This is a genomic window from Motilimonas cestriensis (assembly GCF_021295315.1).
In the GTDB taxonomy this organism is placed as follows: Bacteria; Pseudomonadota; Gammaproteobacteria; order Enterobacterales; family CBDFNC01; genus Motilimonas; species Motilimonas cestriensis.
The window spans coordinates 322,159-341,430 of sequence record NZ_JAIMJA010000001.1 but is presented as its reverse complement, the minus strand read 5'-3'; the positions used below and the strand labels follow the sequence as shown (position 1 = coordinate 341,430).

The following is a 19,272-nucleotide window of genomic DNA, read 5'->3' as shown; positions in this document are numbered from 1 at the left end:
GTGTTTACGATGTTCTACTTTTATAGTTATTAAAAGGAATAAACAGCTAGTGCATAAAAAGTTGAATGTTTGTAATCGAGTAAACGTGATACAGGTGATGGACCACGAGAAGGATCAAAGAAGCTCACACTGTTAGTGTGACCGACTCCTAAACTCACCTTGCTGGTTACTTGATAACCGATATATTCTTGATGGCTGATAGAAGGGTGGTTGTAGTTACCCTTATAAGTCCAAGTATGATTGTTGATGGCGCTGGCTGAGAACGTCCAATCTTGGTAGTCATACGCTAAGCCATAATATGCGCCTGCATCATATTCAACTAAGTTTCTGCCACCGGCTGTTTTGTATTGATGAAAGTTTTTTAGCAAACGTGGTTGAAAGGTAAATGAGAGTCCTTCGGCCCAAGCTGACAAATCAACAGCAAAGGTCACCGCGCCGCGTACTGCCGTATTTAGTTTGGTTTTGTCTGAGTATTCAGACACTGGAATGGCTGCGCGAATGTCGCCGCCAATGGTAAGCCATTCGGTCGGTTGGTAGAGGTTGCTTTTACTGATAGATAGCCAGTAATCCTGCGGAAACCAGCCAATTTCTTGGTCATAGCTGTATTGAGTACGGCCGTTCACACCCAATGCGATGTCATTTTCAGTCGTGTAGCTAAGTCCGTAGCTAATGCCTGTAGAGCGGCGTGCTTTATAGCTGTCACTGTCATAAGCATTTCGCGAATAGTCCACCGCAATAGAGCCAGAAATGCGATCGAACACTGAAGATTCCGTCGATTCGCTACTCTGAGCAAATGCGTTATTTGAAAGTACGCAGCAAAGTGCAGCGGGCAAAATGCCTTGAGAAAATTTCCATATCATGTTTTGGCCTGCTCTATGATTTTTTTTATTTATGTGTGCTTGCTATTTCCACTTGATAGATCTACGCCCATACAAATAGAAGGGGGATTTTTAAACTGAAATGAATGAAAAATGAACATTTTTTTATCTTGGTAAGACAGGGGTTCACTTGGCGAACCTTTGGGGATCTTCTGGTGATTCGAGTGTGAAAGTGAAAAATGAGTGTATTTTTGGAGTTATATAGTGTTGGTTTTGTTTTATTTAGTTATATATTTTGCTTTATGTTTTTGGGTTGTTATTTGTTCGGGTTTATTCGGTTTAAAATGGTTTTTTACTCTGCTTTGGGTTTCATTTTTAGGATCTGTGTGTGTTTATATTTAATACAATAGTGTATTTGTTTTTATTTGATGTCTGTTTCTGGATGATAAACAAGTAATCGCAAAGAAGCTACTGCTATGAATGAATGTCATTAAGGATTAATGCTAGTGCTAATAGTGTTATCTATTATTTTTTAGAATACTTAAATTCGATTTAACCGTCTTTTATACATGATTGTATTTTTTAAATTAAATTTTCATATCGTTAAAATGGTGTGGGCTAATCTATAATGTAACAACAGGAACCATCATCATTTAGTACCCGTTATTTCATTTTTCTTAAATTAAATAAGGTATTTAATGAACTAGGAACAGCCAAATGCATATTGTAAAACCAGACTATTTATTAAGAGCCCTACGAGAACGAATTAAAGAAAGTCACCTAACTTATGCGCAGCTTGCGCAGCAGTTGGACGTTCCCCTCTCTACACTAAAACGTCATTTACATAGCACTGCTATTTCCTTAGACAAGTTAATTGAATATTGCCGTGTCGTTGAGCTCAGCTTAGATGAGTTGATTAAGCAAGCTAAGTTATTGCAATCACAAAGTGATGATTTGTTTACTGAAATACAGGATGAAGTTTTCTTTCAGTTCCCTGAACTTTATGATTTTTTTCAAGAATTACGATTGGCTCCAGAATCACTCGATAAGATGATTAAAGCCTATGATCTCACCCCTACAAGTACCTATGCATATTTGAGAGCGCTTGAGATGATTGGGCTTATCGAGTTAATGCCTAACAATAAATTCTTTCTTAAAGGCCCTTGTCATTATCGCTTTTCAGAGCAGTCAAAGTTGAGTTATTTATTCAACCAAAAATTGAAGCAACTGGTGTTTGAGGGAGATGATGATAAAGCTAATATTGCTTGCTCAAGAATGTTCTTAACCAAGAAGTGTATTCAAGAAATTGAAGATATGGTGATCCGTAAGATTTTGGAATCTAATACGGAGCACTGGTTACAAGCACATGAAACCGAACAGTTGCAACATGATGTCGTGCTGATGATTAGACCCCATAAAAAAATACTGTTTTCGACTGGTATTGTTAATTTACCTAATGAGTTTCTTGCTCATGTTTCCAGTAGTATTGAAGCATATGGTGTCCCAGAAACTCACGACTCACAGAGCTCTTAAAGGTTTAGGTATTAAGGTGCGGGTGGTTGTGGTGAGAAGTATAAGCAATAACGTACATGGTTGTTAAAGTAACGTGCAGGCGCTTCTTCTAAGTCATCAAAACTGATGCCTTTAGTTATGTCTAACGACTCTTTAGCTAGGTTTAAGATAAGCCCGGTATTTTCGTTTTTACCAGATTCAAACATCAACACATTGGGGCACAAGGCGTTATTGCTATTGGTTGAGATAACTAATGCAGGGGCGCCATTACTTAGTACAACTAAAGAGCCCGGCGGATAAATGCCGAGCAATTTCACCATTACTTCCAACATCGCACGGTTGAACTTCTTCTGGCTTTGCTTAAATAGCAAGGCAATGGCATTACGCGGCGTAAAGGCTTTATTTGATGGGTGAGGGAAGCAATAGCTATCGTAGGCATCCACTAAGCTTAGTAGCTGGGTCATTTCATCTAAGGTACTTTCTGTGGCTTGCTTTGGATAGCCAGAGCCATCTAATCGTTCATGATGAGCGGCGATAATCGGTAAAATAGCATCGGGGAAGCAGTTCGCTTTTTTTATCAGCTCAACGCTGTAGGTTGAGTGCATTTTATAATAGTTTTCTTCCGACTTAGTTAGCTCTGTCATTTTCCTTTTAATGGTTGAAGGCACTTTAATCAACCCGACATCATGAGTAAATGCCGCTAAACACAACAGTTGAGCTTCTTGTTCACTCCAGCCTAATTCTTTCGCAACCACCAAGCATAATATAGTGACATTCAAACTGTGATAAAAAAGGTCATCAGTACTAGGTTGCGCTTGGATAACATGCATCACCTTCGTCTCTGAGCTAGTAAAGACATCATTACAAAGGGCATTAATGAGGCCTTTGATATCGAAATACGCTTCTTCGGGTGAGAGGCCAAACTTGCTCATGGCGCTGTGGAATAGCGATAAACTGTGTCGATAGGCGGCTTCGGCACGTTTGTTATCAAGCCTAAGTTGTTTGGACTGTATTTGCTGCATTTGTTCAGGAGTGAGCGCGGTGGTTTTTTTAACCGTGGGCTGCTCTGTTGGTTCGGTATCCTGAGACACTGGCGGTTTCAGGTGTTTGTCACTCTTTTTCCAGTTAATCTCAACCTCAGTAAGCCCTAGTGAATATAAGATAGTCAGTTGCTCTTGGCTCTTTATCTTGAAATTGCTAAACATAAAGGGGTGATCTTTCCAGCCAAGAGGAAGCTCGACAAAATGCCCGATGGCAAGTTGTTGGACGGGGATTTTAGATTTGGAATGCTCTGGATTCGTCATTATTTCTTATATTATTGACTGTTATGTATATTTTAGTTGTCTTTATATTAAATACAAAAAAGCCCGCTAAATAGCGGGCTAGCTTCACAACTTTTGTATAAGTTTAAATGACTTATGCTTTAGTTGTTTTTTTACCTTTAGCGGCTTTTGCTTCTGGTTGCTCTTCTTTCGCCAGTACGCTTTGACCTTCAACGTAAGGCACACCGTAGTAAGACGCGATTAGCACTTCTTTAAGCTCGCTGATGAGTGGGTAACGTGGGTTTGCACCAGTACATTGGTCATCAAACGCATCTACCGCTAACTCGTCAACTTTCGCTAGGAATTCAGCTTCGTTAACACCTGCTTCTTGAATAGACATAGGGATGTTAACTGCTTTCTTCAGCTCGTCTAACCATGTTAGTAGGTTGTTTAGCTTCTCTTCTGTGTTCTTACCACCAAGACCTAAATGGTCAGCTACTTCTGCGTAACGAGCACGTGCTTTTGGACGGTCGTATTGTGAGAAAGCAGTTTGTTTAGTTGGCGTGTTAGTTGCGTTGTAACGAATTACGTTAGTTAGCAATAGCGCGTTAGCTAAACCGTGTGGTACGTGGAACTCAGCACCTAGTTTATGTGCCATTGAGTGACAAACACCTAGGAAAGCGTTGGCAAATGCGATACCAGCGATAGTTGCCGCGTTGTGTACTTTTTCACGAGCAATTGGGTCTTTTTTACCGTTAGCGTAAGAGCTTGGTAGGTATTCTTTAAGCATCTTAAGTGCTTGCAGAGCTTGACCGTCAGAGTATTCGTTTGCTAGTACAGAAACATAAGCTTCCATTGCGTGTGTTACTGCATCGTAACCACCAAAGGCACATAGTGACTTAGGCATATCCATTACTAGGTTAGCGTCGATAACGGCCATGTTTGGCGTTAACTCGTAATCAGCTAGTGGGTATTTTTGACCTGTTGCATCGTCTGTTACAACCGCAAACGGTGTTACTTCAGAGCCAGTACCAGAAGTCGTTGTGATACAAACTAGTTCTGCTTTGCTACCCATTTTAGGGAACTTGTAAATACGTTTACGGATGTCCATAAAGCGCATAGATAGGTCTTCGAAATCAGTTTCTGGGTGCTCATACATTACCCACATGATTTTCGCTGCATCCATTGGTGAACCACCGCCCACTGCAAGGATAACGTCTGGCTGATAACTATGACATGCTGCCGCACCTGCTTTTACAACTGTTAGCGTAGGATCAGCTTCCACTTCGTGGAACACTTCCACTTCCATGCCTTTTTCTTTAAGGATGTTGCGTAGGTCGTCGATGTAACCGTTATTGAATAGGAAACGGTCAGTGACGATCATGGCACGTTTCTTACCATCTAGGTCGTCCATTGCTACTGGTAATGAACCACGACGGAAGTAAATAGATTTTGGTAGTTTGTGCCACAACATATTTTCTGCTCGCTTCGCTACAATTTTCTTGTTGATTAGGTGTTTTGGACCTACGTTTTCAGAAATCGCGTTGCCGCCCCAAGAGCCACAACCTAGCGTTAGAGAAGGTGCGAGTTCGAAGTTGTAAAGGTCACCGATACCACCGTGAGAAGAAGGCGTATTGATAAGAATACGTGCAGTCTTCATCTTGTCGCCAAAGTATGCAATGCGGTCTGCGTTAGCATCTTGGTCTGTGTAAAGTACAGATGTGTGACCTACACCGCCGATATCTAGCACGATACCAGCTTGGCGTACTGCGTCTTCAAAGTCTTTCGCTTTGTACACACCTAGCGTAGGAGACAGTTTCTCGTGAGAGAATTCGTCATCGTAAGACGCTTCTAGGCCTTCACCGATTAGGATTTTAGTTGATTCAGGTACTTTAACGCCCGCTAGTTCAGCAATTTTGTATGCTGGTTGACCAACGATTTTCGCGTTTAGCGCGCCGTCAATTAATAGCACTTTACGTACTTTATCTGCGTCAGCTTTGCTTAGTACCGCTGCGCCGTATTTAGCGAAACGTGCGATAGTTGCGTCATATACAGATTCAACGATGATGGCAGCTTGCTCAGAAGCACAAATTACGCCGTTATCGAATGTTTTAGACATTAAGATAGAAGAAACAGCACGTTTGATATCTGCAGTTTCATCAATAACAACAGGTGTGTTACCTGCGCCAACACCGATAGCTGGTTTACCAGAAGAGTAAGCCGCTTTAACCATGCCTGGACCACCCGTTGCAAGGATAAGTGCGATATCGTCATGCTTCATTAGGGCATTTGAAAGCTCTACTGAAGGTTGGTCAATCCAACCAATAATATCTTTTGGCGCACCCGCTTTAACTGCTGCGTCTAAAACTAGTTTAGCGGCGAAGTTAGTTGCGTTTTTAGCGCGTGGGTGAGGTGAGAAGATACAACCGTTACGTGTTTTTAAAGAGATAAGCGCTTTAAAGATGGCGGTAGAAGTTGGGTTAGTGGTGGGTACGATTGCACATACAATGCCTACTGGCTCAGCGATAGTAATAGTACCGCCTTCGTCGTTACGCTCGATCACGCCACAGGTTTTTTCATCTTTATATTTGTTGTAGATGAATTCAGAAGCGAAGTGGTTTTTAATCACTTTGTCTTCCATGATGCCCATGCCTGATTCTGTTGCAGCCATGCGTGCTAATTCAATACGAGCCGTTGATGCTGCTAAAGACGCGGCACGGAAGATTTTATCAACTTGTTCTTGGCTATAGTTTGCGTATTCTTTTTGCGCCGCTTTAACGCGTGCGACCATTGCATCTAATTCAGCAAGATTGCTAACTGTCATCTTGTTACTCCTAGTAAATAAAAATTTTTTATTAAGGGTGAAACTTGCTATCAAACCAAGTGAAGTTATTGGAGTTGACTGCGTTGTTGCCTTTAGTAAATAACTTTCATGAAGGATTATAGGTCTGATCGCAGTTAAAAAGTTGATTTGGATCAGTTGTTGCTAAATTACAAAAGAAAATCTATTACCGAGCGACAACGTTGCTTCTTTTTACGGCGTTCTTCCTTTGTTTAATAGGCCTTCAGATAAGTTATTAGTTATAAAATCTTGCTCAACGCTTGATCATTTTGCCTTAAATGGTAGGAAAGTTTCATCTTTTTTGCTAATACATCGGCGTGAGATCACATTAATTAAACTTTTGGTATCAAGCTTACACAACAAGCCGTTAGGATCTATCAGCATGGCCTATATTAGCCAGTTTGGCGGGGGGTTTATGTTTTTTTTGTGTTGTGTTTATTAATATTTAAAGATTTTTTACCTTCATCATCTAATATTTTGGTGTTATTTTATTGTTTTTGTAAATGGTAGTAGTGTATATGGCAACCCAAGCGGAGCGAAATGCAGCAACTCGCGAAAAATTAAAGCAATCAGCTTTGAACCAACTAGTTAATTTTGGCTACGCGGGGACCAATGCTAGTGCGATTTGCGCTGCTGCTGGCGTGACACGCGGGGCGTTAAACCATCAGTACCCTGAGGGTAAATATGGCTTGCTAGCCGATATGGTTAAGACATTATTTGCCGATAAAGTGAACCTTTATTACGGCCAAGGCGAATGTAAACCACTCGACTTAGTGTTGGCAATGATCGACTCCTTTTATCAGGATCCCGAAAACGAGATGCAGTTGGTCATGATGGACTTATGGTTGTCGATGCGTGGCGATCAAAAGTTGGCAGAACTTGTTGGTCCAGAGTTTTATGCAGGCAGTGCTAAATTGTGGTCTTGCTTTGATCATGAAGATAAAGACGCGTTTGATACCTTGGCTAACCTCGTTCGCACTTTCATCACGGGTTTAAGTGTGAATCGTTTAGACCCATCAATGACCCCTGCGATGGCGCGTGCGCAAATCAAATTAATGCGCCAATTAGTTGAGTCTGAGATCAGCCAGACTAATTACAATGTCCAGATGGATGTTGCAGAGGAAGCCATCATTGCATAGTGGTTTCCCTTTTATCTAATATTTTAATTATCGTTTCAATCAACCTATTGGGTTGATCTAACGCCAAGTCATGTCCTGCGTTATCAATCCTAAACAATGGCGCATCTAAATGTTGCGCTAATTTTTGACTACATTCTGGGTTGACCAATCGATCTTGAACGGCAGAAATAATACTTACCTTCCCTGCGGTTTTAAGTCCCTCATCAACTGTAAAAGCCGATGCGGCTAAAATTTGGCGCAAGCTATTGCTTAACTTAGTGTTGGCTTCTTTGCGGTAATCGCTCCACTGCTGCAGTAAGGCGATGTTTTGATTTTGTTGCGAGCTAGTAAATTGCAAAATGCCATATTCTAAGCGGCTACAATGAGGCATTTTTTTCGCGAACAGTAGGTGGCCCAACGCCCAAGGCAGAGAAAAGCGCTGCCACCAAGGCGACAGAGTTGAGCTGGTATTAAGTGTTATTACATGATGGATTTGCTCTGGCTGTTGAGCCAATGCACTCAGGGCGACCATTCCACCTAACGATAGACCAACAAGCACCGGTTGTTTAATGTCATTATCGGCTAGTTGCGCTAATAAATCTTGGCCATATTCATCCATTTTTAACGGGCTTTTGTGCTCTCTTAGCGTGCCATTGCCTAGCGTATCAAGACAAGTAACCTGATAATGAGGCAAGGTTTGTTGCAGTAATGTTTTAAAGCTTCCCCAATGGCGTTGATCTCTGGAAAGGCCACGTAATAACACTAGCGTGGGTTTGTTCGTCATCGATTGCTCCTAGCGTTTTAAGTCTGAATACCATAATCGTTTCGCGACATCGAAATACCGCGTAATGCGGCTACCGCTGGTTTATTAGCCATGCTTTTTGTCGTCCTGCTTTTTGCCTAGCGCCTAGCGTTTTAAGTCTGAATACCATAATCGTTTCGCGACATCGAAATACCGCGTACTGCGGCTAACGCTGGTTTATTAGCCATGCTTTTTGTTGTCCTGCTTTTGCCTAGCTCCTAGCGTTTTAAGTCGGTATACCATAATCGTTTCGCGGCATCGTTTAACAAGGCGAGCTCTTTGCCCTGAGGCCACCACGAAGCCGATGAATAAGCAGCTTGGATTAAAAAGTCCATTAACACCGTATGGCGTCTTAGTATTCGTTCCTGACGATGCTGTTTTTGCGGGTTAAAAAAGCCCGCGAAATTGAATAATTGTCTGGGGTTTTTCTTAACCCAAAGCCAAGAGCCCATTTCTAGGGTTAGGGGAATAAAGCGTGCCTTTTTGTGCTGCTTACTTAAATAATCCCACAGATCGCCGTGAGTGGTGTAAAAGTGGCTTTGTGGAGACACCTTATAGTGCGCATGGTAAGGATAGGTATTGTCAAATAGGTTCATCAAACCATAGGTTTGCGCCAACATCGGGTAGGGCGCGATATTCCCAGCAAAGGGAAACCAAAGATAATCGCGCAGACCAAAGCCTGAGTGCGCATCCAAGCTTAAGGTAATGCTCGACCGCTCGATTAAGTCGCTGACAAAATCCACTAAAATTTGGCTTTCGGGCGCCAAGCCGTCTTTGCCACGAAACCACGGCAGGCGATGACTTATACGATGGCCTCCTACTAACGGAGTGGTGCGGCAAATAGCATCTACAGGCGCGTTACGCATCAAATCAATACCTTGGCCATTAGATCGAGTATTATTAAAAAAACCTGTCGGGTTAAGTAGTGGTAAAAAAGCCACACGCACTTGGGTAAATAATTGTTGAAAGTGTAGATCCCATTCTAGGCGCTCTAACAAGCTACTTAAAAAGGCAATCACCACTTGACTGCCTATACGCTCCACGCCGTGTACTCCGCCAACAAAAATAACCGTTGGCGCGGTACTTGATTGGCTGCCAAGCTCAATACCATGAATCGGAAATTGTTGACCTTTACTGCAAGCGTAACCCAAGGTAGTGGCTTTAAGCTTATGGCTGTGTAAATCGATCAGTTGTTCTAATTTTTCCAGCTCGGGAATGTTTGATTGCATGCAAAGAGGCAGTTGAGTGACGGTAATAAAAGTCTAGCTGGTAGGTAAGACAATTTGATGAAATATTTACAGCTGTACTTAGTCTATCGCTTAACTATTCAGGTATGTTGATCAGTGCAGCCTGATGTTACTAATAGCAAAAGTGTTCTATTGTTGTTCTAAATTAAGGTTTGGCTGAATTTTCTGTTGCACAAGTAAAGCAATCCTTGTATTTGTTTTTACCCATAGGGTTTAATGCGGTAACGCAAAAGCATATTGCAGTTAAACATATTAAGAGGATAGAGCGATGTCGATTGAGAAAAATGATGATGTTTGTGAAGCGTGTGGCGTGCTAGTGGAGCTTGGCAGTGTGATCCATGAAGATGACAACGTTTTAAGTTTACCAATTACTGCCAGTGATCAAGCACAAGCGCGCGTGTTGGCAGACCAGCTAATTAACCAAGCTAAAGCTAAGTATGCAGACTGTGAGATAGAAGAAATCACGGAAGGCTTAGAAGCGGGTGTGGCATTACAACTTAATATCCGCTTCTCTTGTACCGCTGAACGGTTGATTTTTGAGATGGCTTTACGCTAGTCGTAGGGAGTATTTACTATTTTGACGTTACGCTCATTGCCTATCTTATTGATGGCTCTTTTTGCTATAGGGTTAGCGGGTTGTAGCTCTCAACCTGAGCGACAACCGCGACATCCTATGACAGAGCGCCCCCCCAGCGTGGATAAAAAAGAAGCTCGCAGGCAACAAGATGATATTGAGTTACTGCTTGCTCATTATGAGCGTTGGCAAGGGGTGCCATATCGCTATGGTGGCACCACGAAGCAAGGCGTTGATTGCTCGGCTTATATTCAGCATGTGTTTCGTGATAGTTTTGCTGAAATGTTGCCGCGTACTACCTTGCAACAAGCGAAACAAGGTATTGAAATTAAACGTAGCGACTTGCAAACGGGTGACTTGGTTTTTTTCAACGTTTCTCGGCGCACCAAACATGTTGGCGTTTATCTTGAGGATGGGCAATTTCTTCACGCCAGTACGAGTAAAGGCGTGATCATTTCGCAATTAAATAATCCTTATTGGAAAAAGCGCTATTGGATGTCGAGACGGATCCAATAATGCAGTTTTAGTCATGAAAATTGTGGTGAGTTTTACTTAAATGAAGCTCTCAATTAAAAAATCGTGACTAAGCCCAATAATTTGATATTTTTCCGAATTAGTTTACGCCGTATTACTGAATTGTAAAATTAGCGTAGTCATATTTCCTTAAGCTCTACGTAAGCATTGATATAACAAGGCATTAGCCATTAGCATGAGGACACAGCATGGTATGGTTAATATCAAAAAATGTCGATTTTTCCTGTCCTTAGCGTGTTTTTAAGGTAAGGCTACACTTGTCATTTAATGCGTTAGGCAATAGGATTGACAAGAAAATTTGTTGTGGCTCTTATGTTACAGCGAAAAAACAAATATAAAGATCATAATAATCAAACATTTTACTCATTATTTTTGGTGATGAGACTGTTTTTGGCATGGAATAGAAAAAATGCGGATAGCTCCACTGGTATTATCGGCTGGTATCTTCTCTTTAGGCATGGCTGCCTTCCCGTTGTATGCAAGCCAAGTCTCTGAGTTAGATAATAAAATTCAGACAAAGCAGGCTGAGTTTGACGCTTATGTTAACGGTCTTGAACAGATTAGAAGCTCAATTAAGCAAGATAAAGATGAATTAGAGCGTTTAATCAAACTCAATACCACACTTGAAGATAAGCGAAAATCAGCGCTGCTAGACATGGACAAACAGTATGAACGACTGGTTGCCGATCCATCGCTGGATATTTCTGCGTCTATTGAAGCTTATCAATATGCTCTTCAAGCACAAAGTCTGAATAAAGCGAAAGTTAAAGCACAAAAAACATTATTGGCGTCAAATCAGGACAAGCTCGCCAATTCTAAAATGACTCAATTTAGTATGCTAAACGAAATTGAGAACCTAAAAGAACGTTACAATTTTGCCCGTGTCGAACGCATTAAACGCGAGTTCGGTCAAGGCGGCAAAATGGAAGTAAGTCAAAGCATTGCCTGTGGTGAGGACGTAACATTTAAACAATGTGCCGAACAAGGTAATGACTTAGCGAAGAAAACAGCCAGTCAAATGCTAACTAACAAGCTGTTTCAAAACGTGACAGAACAAGCCTTAGTTGCCAAACATCGTGATACTGCTGCGGCGGGTATTAAGATTGTTGACGAGAAAGTACTAGAAAGTGGTTTCAGTGGTCAAGGCGACTACTCGGTCAAGATGTTGGTTGAAATGCAAGGTCGCTTACCTCAAGCGCAAGCTTGTCGCTTGCTGAGCCTTGATTACCGTTACTGTGGTGTGAATGCTGACGTCGCTGATATGGGCGATTTCAAAGAAGTGGAGTTTTCGTCACAGCAAAATGAACCCGGCATGTACACCTTGACTGTACGCTCTGATCAATACAATGACGAAGTGTTTATCAATGGTAAAAGCTATGGCGCTAGCCGTATCGACGCCATGTTACCACCGGGTGAATACAAGATAACGGTGAAAAAGCCAGGTTTTCATCCGTACAATACTTCAATTAAATTGTCGGGTGCCAAGACGGTTCGTGCTGAGCTTAGTCGATTAGTGGTTAATCTAACGCCTGGACAAAAATTTACCGACCGTCATAGCGATGGCACTGCGTCGCCAGCGATGGTTGCCATTGCGGGTGGTCGTTACAAGGTGGGCGACCTACAAGGTCGCGGCTTAGGTAATGAGCAGGCGCCAAATGATGTGAATATTGCAGATACGTTTGCGATAAGCCAAAAAGAAATAACCGTTGCTGAGTTTGAGAAGTTTGTTAACGAAACTGGTTATCAAACCAGTGCGGAAAAAGGTCGTGGTTGTGCGATTTATGAAAGCGGCGCACCAGAATATAACGCAAATTTATCTTGGCGTAAGCCGGGGTTTGAACAATCGAAAAAATCACCGGTTGTTTGTGTGACTAAAGATGATGCAGCGGCTTACGGTAAATGGCTAAGTCGCAACACTGGCTACCAATACCGTCTGCCTACGGAATCTGAATGGGAAGTGTCGGCTCGCGCTGGCTCACGCACAGATTACTGGTGGGGTAACAATATTGGTGCCGGCAATGCAAACTGTGGTTGGTGTGGTAGTCGCTGGTCTAATAACAGTACATCCCCAACAGGTTCATTTAAAGCGAACAAATTTGGTCTATATGACACCGTCGGTAATGTTTGGGAAATAACCGAAGGCTCACCTGCTGTTGTGCGAGGAGGCTCTTGGAACTTTGCTCCTAGTTTAGCGCGTGCTTCGTCGCGGTTAGAAATTAGCTCAAGCTTTGCATCTAACTACATTGGCTTTCGCGTCGTGAGAGAGCAATAGTTAGCTCGTATTAGCCATTGATTAAACCCATTTAAGAGCCGCAGTTTACTGCGGTTTTTTATGTCCGAATTTTGTCTCCTTTTATTCTCTTATTCATTGTTGCAACCGTATTATTGATAGTGTTAATACTGCTGAATTGCCGATGAAAGCGTAAAGTCTATTCGTTTTTCTCGTGTTTAACTATCGGCCATTTTTACTTGTGAACTAAAACTTTGACCCTGCTAAACAAAATGCGATCTTGCTTATGTTATTGTCGCGCCAGTTTTTTACGGATCTAAAGCAGATAGGTTTGAATAGATGAGACGACAATACATAGTTAATTTGATTACGCTAATAGCGGCGCTGTTTTTTTCACCTCTAACCCTTGCTAGTACAGGTGGCGATCAGCTCGATCTTACCACTCACGCGGTTGGTTATATTGCCATTATTGTATTTGTGTTTGCTTATATTCTAGTCATGAGTGAAGAGGTTATTCATTTACGCAAGTCCAAGCCCGTGCTGGTCGCTGCGGGTGTTATTTGGGGTATGATCGGTTGGGTATACATGCAACATGGCATGAGCCATGAAGCCGAACAAGCCTTTAGACATAACCTGCTTGAATATGCCGAGTTACTGCTCTTTTTACTGGTTGCAATGACTTATATTAATGCAATGGAAGAGCGGATGCTGTTTGATAGCTTGCGCTCTTGGATGGTAAATAAAGGCTTTAGTTTACGCAGCTTGTTTTGGTTAACGGGTGTGTTAGCTTTCTTTATTTCACCAGTGGCAGATAACTTAACCACAGCACTATTGATGTGCGCGGTGATCATGAAGGTGGGGGGCGATAATAAGAAATTTATCGCCATGGCCTGTATTAATGTGGTGGTGGCAGCCAATGCTGGCGGCGCATTCAGCCCATTTGGCGATATCACCACCTTGATGGTATGGCAAAAAGGGATCCTGGGCTTTAGTGAGTTTTTTGCTTTATTGGTTCCTTCTGCCATTAACTTTCTTGTTCCAGCCATTATTATGAGCATATTCATTGCTAACGAAAAGCCCCAAGCCAATGATGAACAAGTAGAACTAAAACGTGGTGCATTTGTGGTTGTAGCACTGTTTTTAGTGACGATTGTTATGGCAGTGACGGCTCATTCGTTACTTGGCATGCCACCGGTATTAGGCATGATGACGGGTTTAGGCCTATTGCAATTCTTTGGTTATTATTTGCGTATAACGCTGCACAAATCACTGGAGCGTAAACGAGCGCTGGCACAAGAAGCCAATGATCAAAAGCGTTTGTCTTACCTAGGCTCAGTGGTGCCATTTGACGTCTTTAACCGAGTTGCTAAGGCCGAGTGGGATACTTTGTTATTCTTCTATGGCGTAGTGGTATGTGTCGGCGGCTTAGGCTTTATTGGCTATCTTTCTTTGGTTTCACACGCCATGTACACCCAGTGGGATGTCACATACGCCAACATTGCGGTCGGTATTTTATCGGCGATTGTCGATAATATTCCGGTCATGTTTGCTGTACTGACCATGAATCCAGAAATGTCTCATGGTCAGTGGCTACTGGTCACGTTAACGGCGGGTGTAGGCGGTAGTTTGCTATCGATTGGCTCGGCTGCTGGTGTGGCACTTATGGGGCAAGCTCGCGGCATTTATACCTTTGGCGCCCATCTTAAGTGGGCACCTGCTATCGCCCTTGGCTACATTGCCAGTATTTTGGTTCACCTTTGGTTGAACAGCCATTTATTTTAATTTTGCTGGTTTGACGGTGAGAGAAAGCGCTGCAGGTCAGCGCTTTTTGGTTTGTAGCAAGCGTCGTGAATACTTAAGGTGGCTCATTTTTAGGCAAAAATATGCTCGCAACAATCTACAATACACTCTATTCAAAAACAGCGCGAATCCTGATACAGCACCGATAAATCCGTTCAACGTCATAACAAGGCTAAATGATACGGGTGCAGAAACGTTTTAGCTCCTGTCGCATAATATTATTGGTCGCCGTTTTGTCGGAATATAGCAGCGAAGGCGCAACGCGCTCTTTAATTGCTTGTTTACTATAGATAAAAATAATGCAAATATTGTAGATATGTTTTACGTGCCGTTTTGGGGCGTTTTATCACCCCATTATGGGATCTAAGAAGCTGTTATATGCCTAGAGGGTATCAATGAATCAAGCCTATATCATCACAGCATTGTGTATTATCGCTGGACTGTTCTTCTTAATCAGAAATTTATTATTTCTCATCAATGAGGAGCGCCTTAAAGACTATTTGAAAACAAGCGCTAAAGGTATTGCGTGGGTGCAAAAATACGGAATGGAAAAGTCAATCCAACATTCAAAGCAAACATTAATTCCAATTGGTTGTGTAATAGGGCTAGCATTATTTAGTTTTGGTCTTTGGAATTTATCTAAGCTTCTGTAGATAAATCGGCATATAACAAGCTGTTAAACAAGGACAAAAAACAGTTGGCTTTTGTTCCTTCGTCACTATTTTAGCCAACAATTTTTTGCCTGTTAACAGGGCGTTAAGAGCATGAGTTAATAATGAGACAACCTTTTTCTATAAATGCATTTCTTTACCGTGTTGAAGAAGGGAGTATTCGATTCCTTTTGCTGAAACGAGTTCAACGTTCAGAGTTTAGTCTGCCTGCTTTCTGGCAAGGCGTTACTGGCGGCATGGAAGAAGGCGAAACGTTTGAAGAAGCAGCTGCTAGAGAAGTATTTGAAGAAACTGGTTATAAGCCAAATTTGATTGAGGCTGTAGGTTTCGAGTACTCATTTCTCATTAAGGATGAATGGCGCGATTCTTACGGTTCAGAGCCGACCGAAATAATAGAAAAAGTATACTGTGCCAAAGTTGAAGGTGAACCACAGTTATCAGCTGAACACAGCGAATATAAATGGGTTTCAGAATCTGAAGCTAAAGAGTTGATGCACTTCAATACCAATAAGCTGGCACTTGAAGCAGTAAATAAATGGCTTAGCTCTTAACAAGCCAAGGTTGATCATGCCCGCCAAAACCGCTCCGCGGCGGCATCGGACTCACTATCGTTCGCCGCAACTTAGGAGAGTTATAACTCAAGGTAGATCATGCCACTATTCAAGAAAAAGGATTCTAACCAAGAAAGGCTTGCAAGGATCCTTGATCAAATTAAGTCTGTGGACTCACCTGATGGATGGGAGAAAGTTACTAGCGCTGCCGTGGGTGGATTGACAGATTTAGGGTTTTCAAAAAAAGGCCCATTTCTACTGGTAATCTCAAGTCAGGGGCGTGGAGTTTTCGATTGTAATACTGGTGATAAAGTCGCACGAGATGATGAGCTTTATGGCGAGTGGTTCAATGAACGAGAGCTAATCTGTGAGGGTATCGGCCCGATAGAATCCGAGAATATTTGCACTTGCGGGTTGCAAGGTGGTGGGCTTCTACTATCAAATCAGTTTGGCGAAAGTATCGAAGTCGTAGCTCCAAACTGGCCGGTATATGATTTGTATTTTTGCAAAGAGTACAAATCTGCTTTGATTGACGGTCATGGCAGTTTTTGCAAAAAGCTAGAGTCAGAGCATATTAGGGCTTATGGTTTTTCATGGTGCGGTAAATATTTGGTTTCCGCTACCGGTAGCGATGTGACGATATGGAAAAAGCTATAACAAGTGCAAGCAGCATCGGCCCTGCGGGCCTGGACCTCGCTACGCTTGGCCGCTGTCGCAGGCTTTAAGTGTATAGGGAAATATTATGTCGTATCGGGTAAACCACCTAATGGTAAATATTGATGTATCCCTCACCCACGAATCAGAGTGAAGTCTATACTGGACTATTTCTAGTTACTCCTAGCTCACTTTGGGGCAAAAGTGTGTTAGGAACTTGGCAATCACGCTGCTTGGCATCTCTGTTGCTCAGGGTATGATTATTTGGCGATTGAGGTAAACTGATGGGCCAGCATAGGAGAAACAATGCAGGCTATCGAGTCAGGCTTTTTATTAACGCGCCACAGCCACAACACCTCACTAGGGGTTAAACATGAATTTTGGCTTAAGGGGCAAGCGGGCGTATATCGCCTTTTTACCTCAGCGGAGCCAGTGGTGTTTTTTGTTGCCGTTGAGTATCGTAATGCCATTGCCACCTTACTTGCTGATTTTCAGTACCAAACCAAGTCACTCGATTTACACACCTTTAGTCAGCAAGCTACCCTCGGTTTGTATTTCAACTCTAGTTATCAGGCCACTCAGGCTTCACGCTTATTACAAGCCGCGCAGATAGAAACTTTTGAAGCCGATATTAAGCCTTATGATCGATATTTAATGGAGCGATTTGTTCATGCTGAAATTTGTTTTACGGGTAAGTTTGTGCAAAAAGCCGGCTACATTGAGGTGCATAACGCCAAGATTAAACCCGCCCCAGTGGCGTGCTCCCTTAACACCGTTTCATTGGACATAGAGTGCTCTGAACTAGGCCATTTGTACTCTATCGGCCTTTATGCCGATTGGGGGCAGTGGGTTTATATGATCGGCGAGGAACAGGCCGATGACTTAGGTTATATCATCTGGTGTCGTAATGAGGCTGAGTTACTGCAGCACTTTATGCAGTGGTTAACGCGTTACGACCCTGACATTATTATCGGCTGGGCGGTGATCGGTTTTGATATGCGACTGCTAGTGCAACGCGCGCAGGCACTTGGCATAGAGCCCAGATATGGCAGGGCGAACACCTTGGCCAAGTGGCGCGATAGTCAGCAGGGCGGGGGATTTTTAGATTTATTTGGCCGAGTTGTGATTGATGGTATTGAAGCCCTCAAGGCGGCCACTTATCAGTTTGATAGTTTCTCCCTTGAGTTTGTTGCGCAAAGTTTACTCGGCGAAGGTAAGAGTATTAACCAAAGCGTAGACAAAATGGCCGAGATAAATTATCAGTTTAATTATGACAAGTTGGCCCTAGCAAAATACAACTTGCAAGACTGTCGTCTCGTGTGGCAAATATTCCAACACACCCAGCTACTGTCTTTTTTACAGCAACGTAGCCGCTTAACCGGTCTTGAGCTTGGTCGCAGTGGTGGCTCGGTCGCGGCGTTTACTCATTTATATTTACCTCGGGTCCACCGCGCTGGCTATGTTGCGCCCAACCTTCCGCCCGATGGTGGCCTTGCTAGCCCTGGAGGCTATGTGATGGAAAGCCAGCCGGGTTTGTATAAGCACGTTTTGGTGCTGGATTATAAAAGCCTTTATCCGTCGATTATCCGAACCTTTAAAATCGATCCTGTCGGAATGATAGAAGGGTTAAAACAGCCAGAGCAAGCCATTGAAGGGTTTTTAGGCGCTTACTTTTCCCGTCACACTCATTTTCTACCGGATATTATTAACGAGCTTTGGCAAGCGCGAGATGAAGCGAAACAGCAAAAAAATGCGGCAGCCTCACAAGCCATTAAGATCATTATGAATTCTTTTTATGGTGTGTTGGGATCTGGGGGATGCCGTTTTTATGATACGCGCTTAGCAAGCTCAATCACCTTGCGTGGCCATCAAATCATGAAGCAAACGCGCAGCTGGATTGAAGCCAAAGGGTATCAAGTGATTTATGGCGATACCGACTCAACGTTTGTATTATTGAACGAGCCTCTTGAAAGTAGCCAAGATCCTGATGCCATTGGGCGTGACTTAGCCGAGCATATTAATCAGTGTTGGCAAGAAAAGTTACAGCAAGAAATGAATTTGTCTTGTCACTTAGAAATGGAATTTGAGACCCACTATCAGCAATTTTTTATGCCCACTATTCGAGGAACAGAAAAAGGCAGCAAAAAGCGTTACGCGGGATTAACAGGCACCGGCGCCGAGCAAAAATTGGTATTTAAAGGGCTCGAAACCGTGCGCTCCGATTGGACCGAGCTGGCGCGCATTTTTCAGACGCGGTTATACCAAATGATTTTTTCAGAGCAAGATCCCAGCGCATTTATTCGTGATTTTGTGGTGCAAACTCGCAGCGGCCAAAAGGATGATTTATTGGTATATAAAAAACGCTTAGGCCAGCCATTAAACAGCTACGTTAAAAACATACCGCCCCATGCTCGGGCGGCGATGTTAGCGGATGCTGAAAACCAGCGACGAGGTTTGCCTTTACGCTATCAAAATAAAGGCGTTATCCGTTACCTGAATACTTTAGCGGGGCCACAGCCCCTTGAATACATTAGCAGTGCGATTGACTATGACCACTATGTTGAAAAACAACTGCAGCCGATTGCCGACGCCATTTTACCGGCCATAGGGCTCAATTTTTCAGCCATTGCAGAGGATCAGCTCGGCCTGTTTTAACG

15 protein-coding genes are annotated in these 19,272 nt (G+C 42.8%); 10 read left to right on the top strand and 5 right to left on the bottom strand.

Features of this window, described 5'->3' with window-relative positions:
* Nucleotides 1-29 precede the first annotated feature (29 nt).
* Nucleotides 30-860: a hypothetical protein gene (locus K6Y31_RS01550; RefSeq protein WP_233051103.1), complete on the bottom strand. Its 831-nt coding sequence runs from the start codon at nucleotides 858-860 to the stop codon at nucleotides 30-32.
* A gap of 675 nt (nucleotides 861-1,535) precedes the next feature.
* Between K6Y31_RS01550 and K6Y31_RS01545 the strand changes: the two genes are divergently transcribed.
* Nucleotides 1,536-2,351 (top strand): helix-turn-helix domain-containing protein, encoded by an 816-nt coding sequence (locus K6Y31_RS01545; RefSeq protein WP_233051102.1) that lies wholly within the window; start codon nucleotides 1,536-1,538, stop codon nucleotides 2,349-2,351.
* 11 nt (nucleotides 2,352-2,362) lie between these two features.
* On the opposite strand, the gene K6Y31_RS01540 is transcribed toward K6Y31_RS01545, so the two are convergent.
* Together K6Y31_RS01540 and adhE are read right to left on the bottom strand one after the other, a co-directional pair.
* Nucleotides 2,363-3,634, bottom strand: a complete 1,272-nt coding sequence (locus K6Y31_RS01540; protein ID WP_233051101.1) for a cyclic di-GMP phosphodiesterase — start codon at nucleotides 3,632-3,634, stop codon at nucleotides 2,363-2,365.
* 112 nt (nucleotides 3,635-3,746) lie between these two features.
* Nucleotides 3,747-6,416 carry a bifunctional acetaldehyde-CoA/alcohol dehydrogenase gene (gene adhE, locus K6Y31_RS01535; protein WP_233051100.1) on the bottom strand — a complete coding sequence of 890 codons (2,670 nt, stop codon included), beginning with the start codon at nucleotides 6,414-6,416 and terminating at the stop codon, nucleotides 3,747-3,749.
* 536 nt (nucleotides 6,417-6,952) lie between these two features.
* On the opposite strand from adhE, the gene K6Y31_RS01530 reads away from it, so the two are divergent.
* Nucleotides 6,953-7,573: a TetR/AcrR family transcriptional regulator gene (locus tag K6Y31_RS01530; RefSeq protein ID WP_233051099.1), complete on the top strand. Its 621-nt coding sequence runs from the start codon at nucleotides 6,953-6,955 to the stop codon at nucleotides 7,571-7,573.
* Here K6Y31_RS01530 and K6Y31_RS01525 read toward each other — a convergent pair.
* Together K6Y31_RS01525 and K6Y31_RS01520 are read right to left on the bottom strand one after the other, a co-directional pair.
* Nucleotides 7,563-8,336, bottom strand: coding sequence for an alpha/beta fold hydrolase (locus K6Y31_RS01525; protein ID WP_233051098.1), 774 nt, complete (start codon nucleotides 8,334-8,336; stop codon nucleotides 7,563-7,565). The two genes, K6Y31_RS01530 and K6Y31_RS01525, sit on opposite strands and share 11 nt — an antisense overlap.
* A 236-nt stretch (nucleotides 8,337-8,572) precedes the next feature.
* Nucleotides 8,573-9,583, bottom strand: a complete 1,011-nt coding sequence (locus tag K6Y31_RS01520; RefSeq protein ID WP_233051097.1) for a M14 family zinc carboxypeptidase — start codon at nucleotides 9,581-9,583, stop codon at nucleotides 8,573-8,575.
* A gap of 286 nt (nucleotides 9,584-9,869) precedes the next feature.
* Between K6Y31_RS01520 and K6Y31_RS01515 the strand changes: the two genes are divergently transcribed.
* The 8 genes from K6Y31_RS01515 (at nucleotide 9,870) to K6Y31_RS01480 (ending at nucleotide 19,270) form a co-directional block, all read left to right on the top strand.
* The gene (locus tag K6Y31_RS01515) at nucleotides 9,870-10,157 is read left to right on the top strand and encodes a DUF406 family protein (protein WP_233051096.1); all 288 of its coding nucleotides are present in this window, start codon (nucleotides 9,870-9,872) and stop codon (nucleotides 10,155-10,157) included.
* Nucleotides 10,158-10,178: 21 nt separating this feature from the next.
* On the top strand, nucleotides 10,179-10,691 hold the full coding sequence (locus K6Y31_RS01510; RefSeq protein WP_233051095.1) for an NlpC/P60 family protein: 513 nt from the start codon (nucleotides 10,179-10,181) through the stop codon (nucleotides 10,689-10,691).
* A gap of 427 nt (nucleotides 10,692-11,118) precedes the next feature.
* A complete protein-coding gene (locus K6Y31_RS01505; RefSeq protein WP_233051094.1) occupies nucleotides 11,119-12,981 on the top strand; it encodes a formylglycine-generating enzyme family protein in 1,863 nt (620 codons plus the stop codon).
* Nucleotides 12,982-13,278: 297 nt separating this feature from the next.
* Nucleotides 13,279-14,721, top strand: coding sequence for a sodium:proton antiporter NhaD (gene nhaD / locus K6Y31_RS01500; protein WP_233051093.1), 1,443 nt, complete (start codon nucleotides 13,279-13,281; stop codon nucleotides 14,719-14,721).
* 413 nt (nucleotides 14,722-15,134) lie between these two features.
* Nucleotides 15,135-15,392: a hypothetical protein gene (locus tag K6Y31_RS01495; RefSeq protein WP_233051092.1), complete on the top strand. Its 258-nt coding sequence runs from the start codon at nucleotides 15,135-15,137 to the stop codon at nucleotides 15,390-15,392.
* A 122-nt stretch (nucleotides 15,393-15,514) separates the two neighbouring features.
* Nucleotides 15,515-15,961, top strand: coding sequence for an NUDIX hydrolase (locus K6Y31_RS01490; RefSeq protein WP_232804075.1), 447 nt, complete (start codon nucleotides 15,515-15,517; stop codon nucleotides 15,959-15,961).
* Between the two features lie 99 nt (nucleotides 15,962-16,060).
* Complete coding sequence (locus K6Y31_RS01485; protein ID WP_233051091.1) at nucleotides 16,061-16,618, top strand: phospholipase D-like domain-containing protein; 558 nt, start codon at nucleotides 16,061-16,063, stop codon at nucleotides 16,616-16,618.
* Nucleotides 16,619-16,921: 303 nt separating this feature from the next.
* The gene (locus tag K6Y31_RS01480; protein ID WP_233051090.1) at nucleotides 16,922-19,270 is read left to right on the top strand and encodes a DNA polymerase II; all 2,349 of its coding nucleotides are present in this window, start codon (nucleotides 16,922-16,924) and stop codon (nucleotides 19,268-19,270) included.
* Nucleotides 19,271-19,272: the final 2 nt, after the last annotated feature.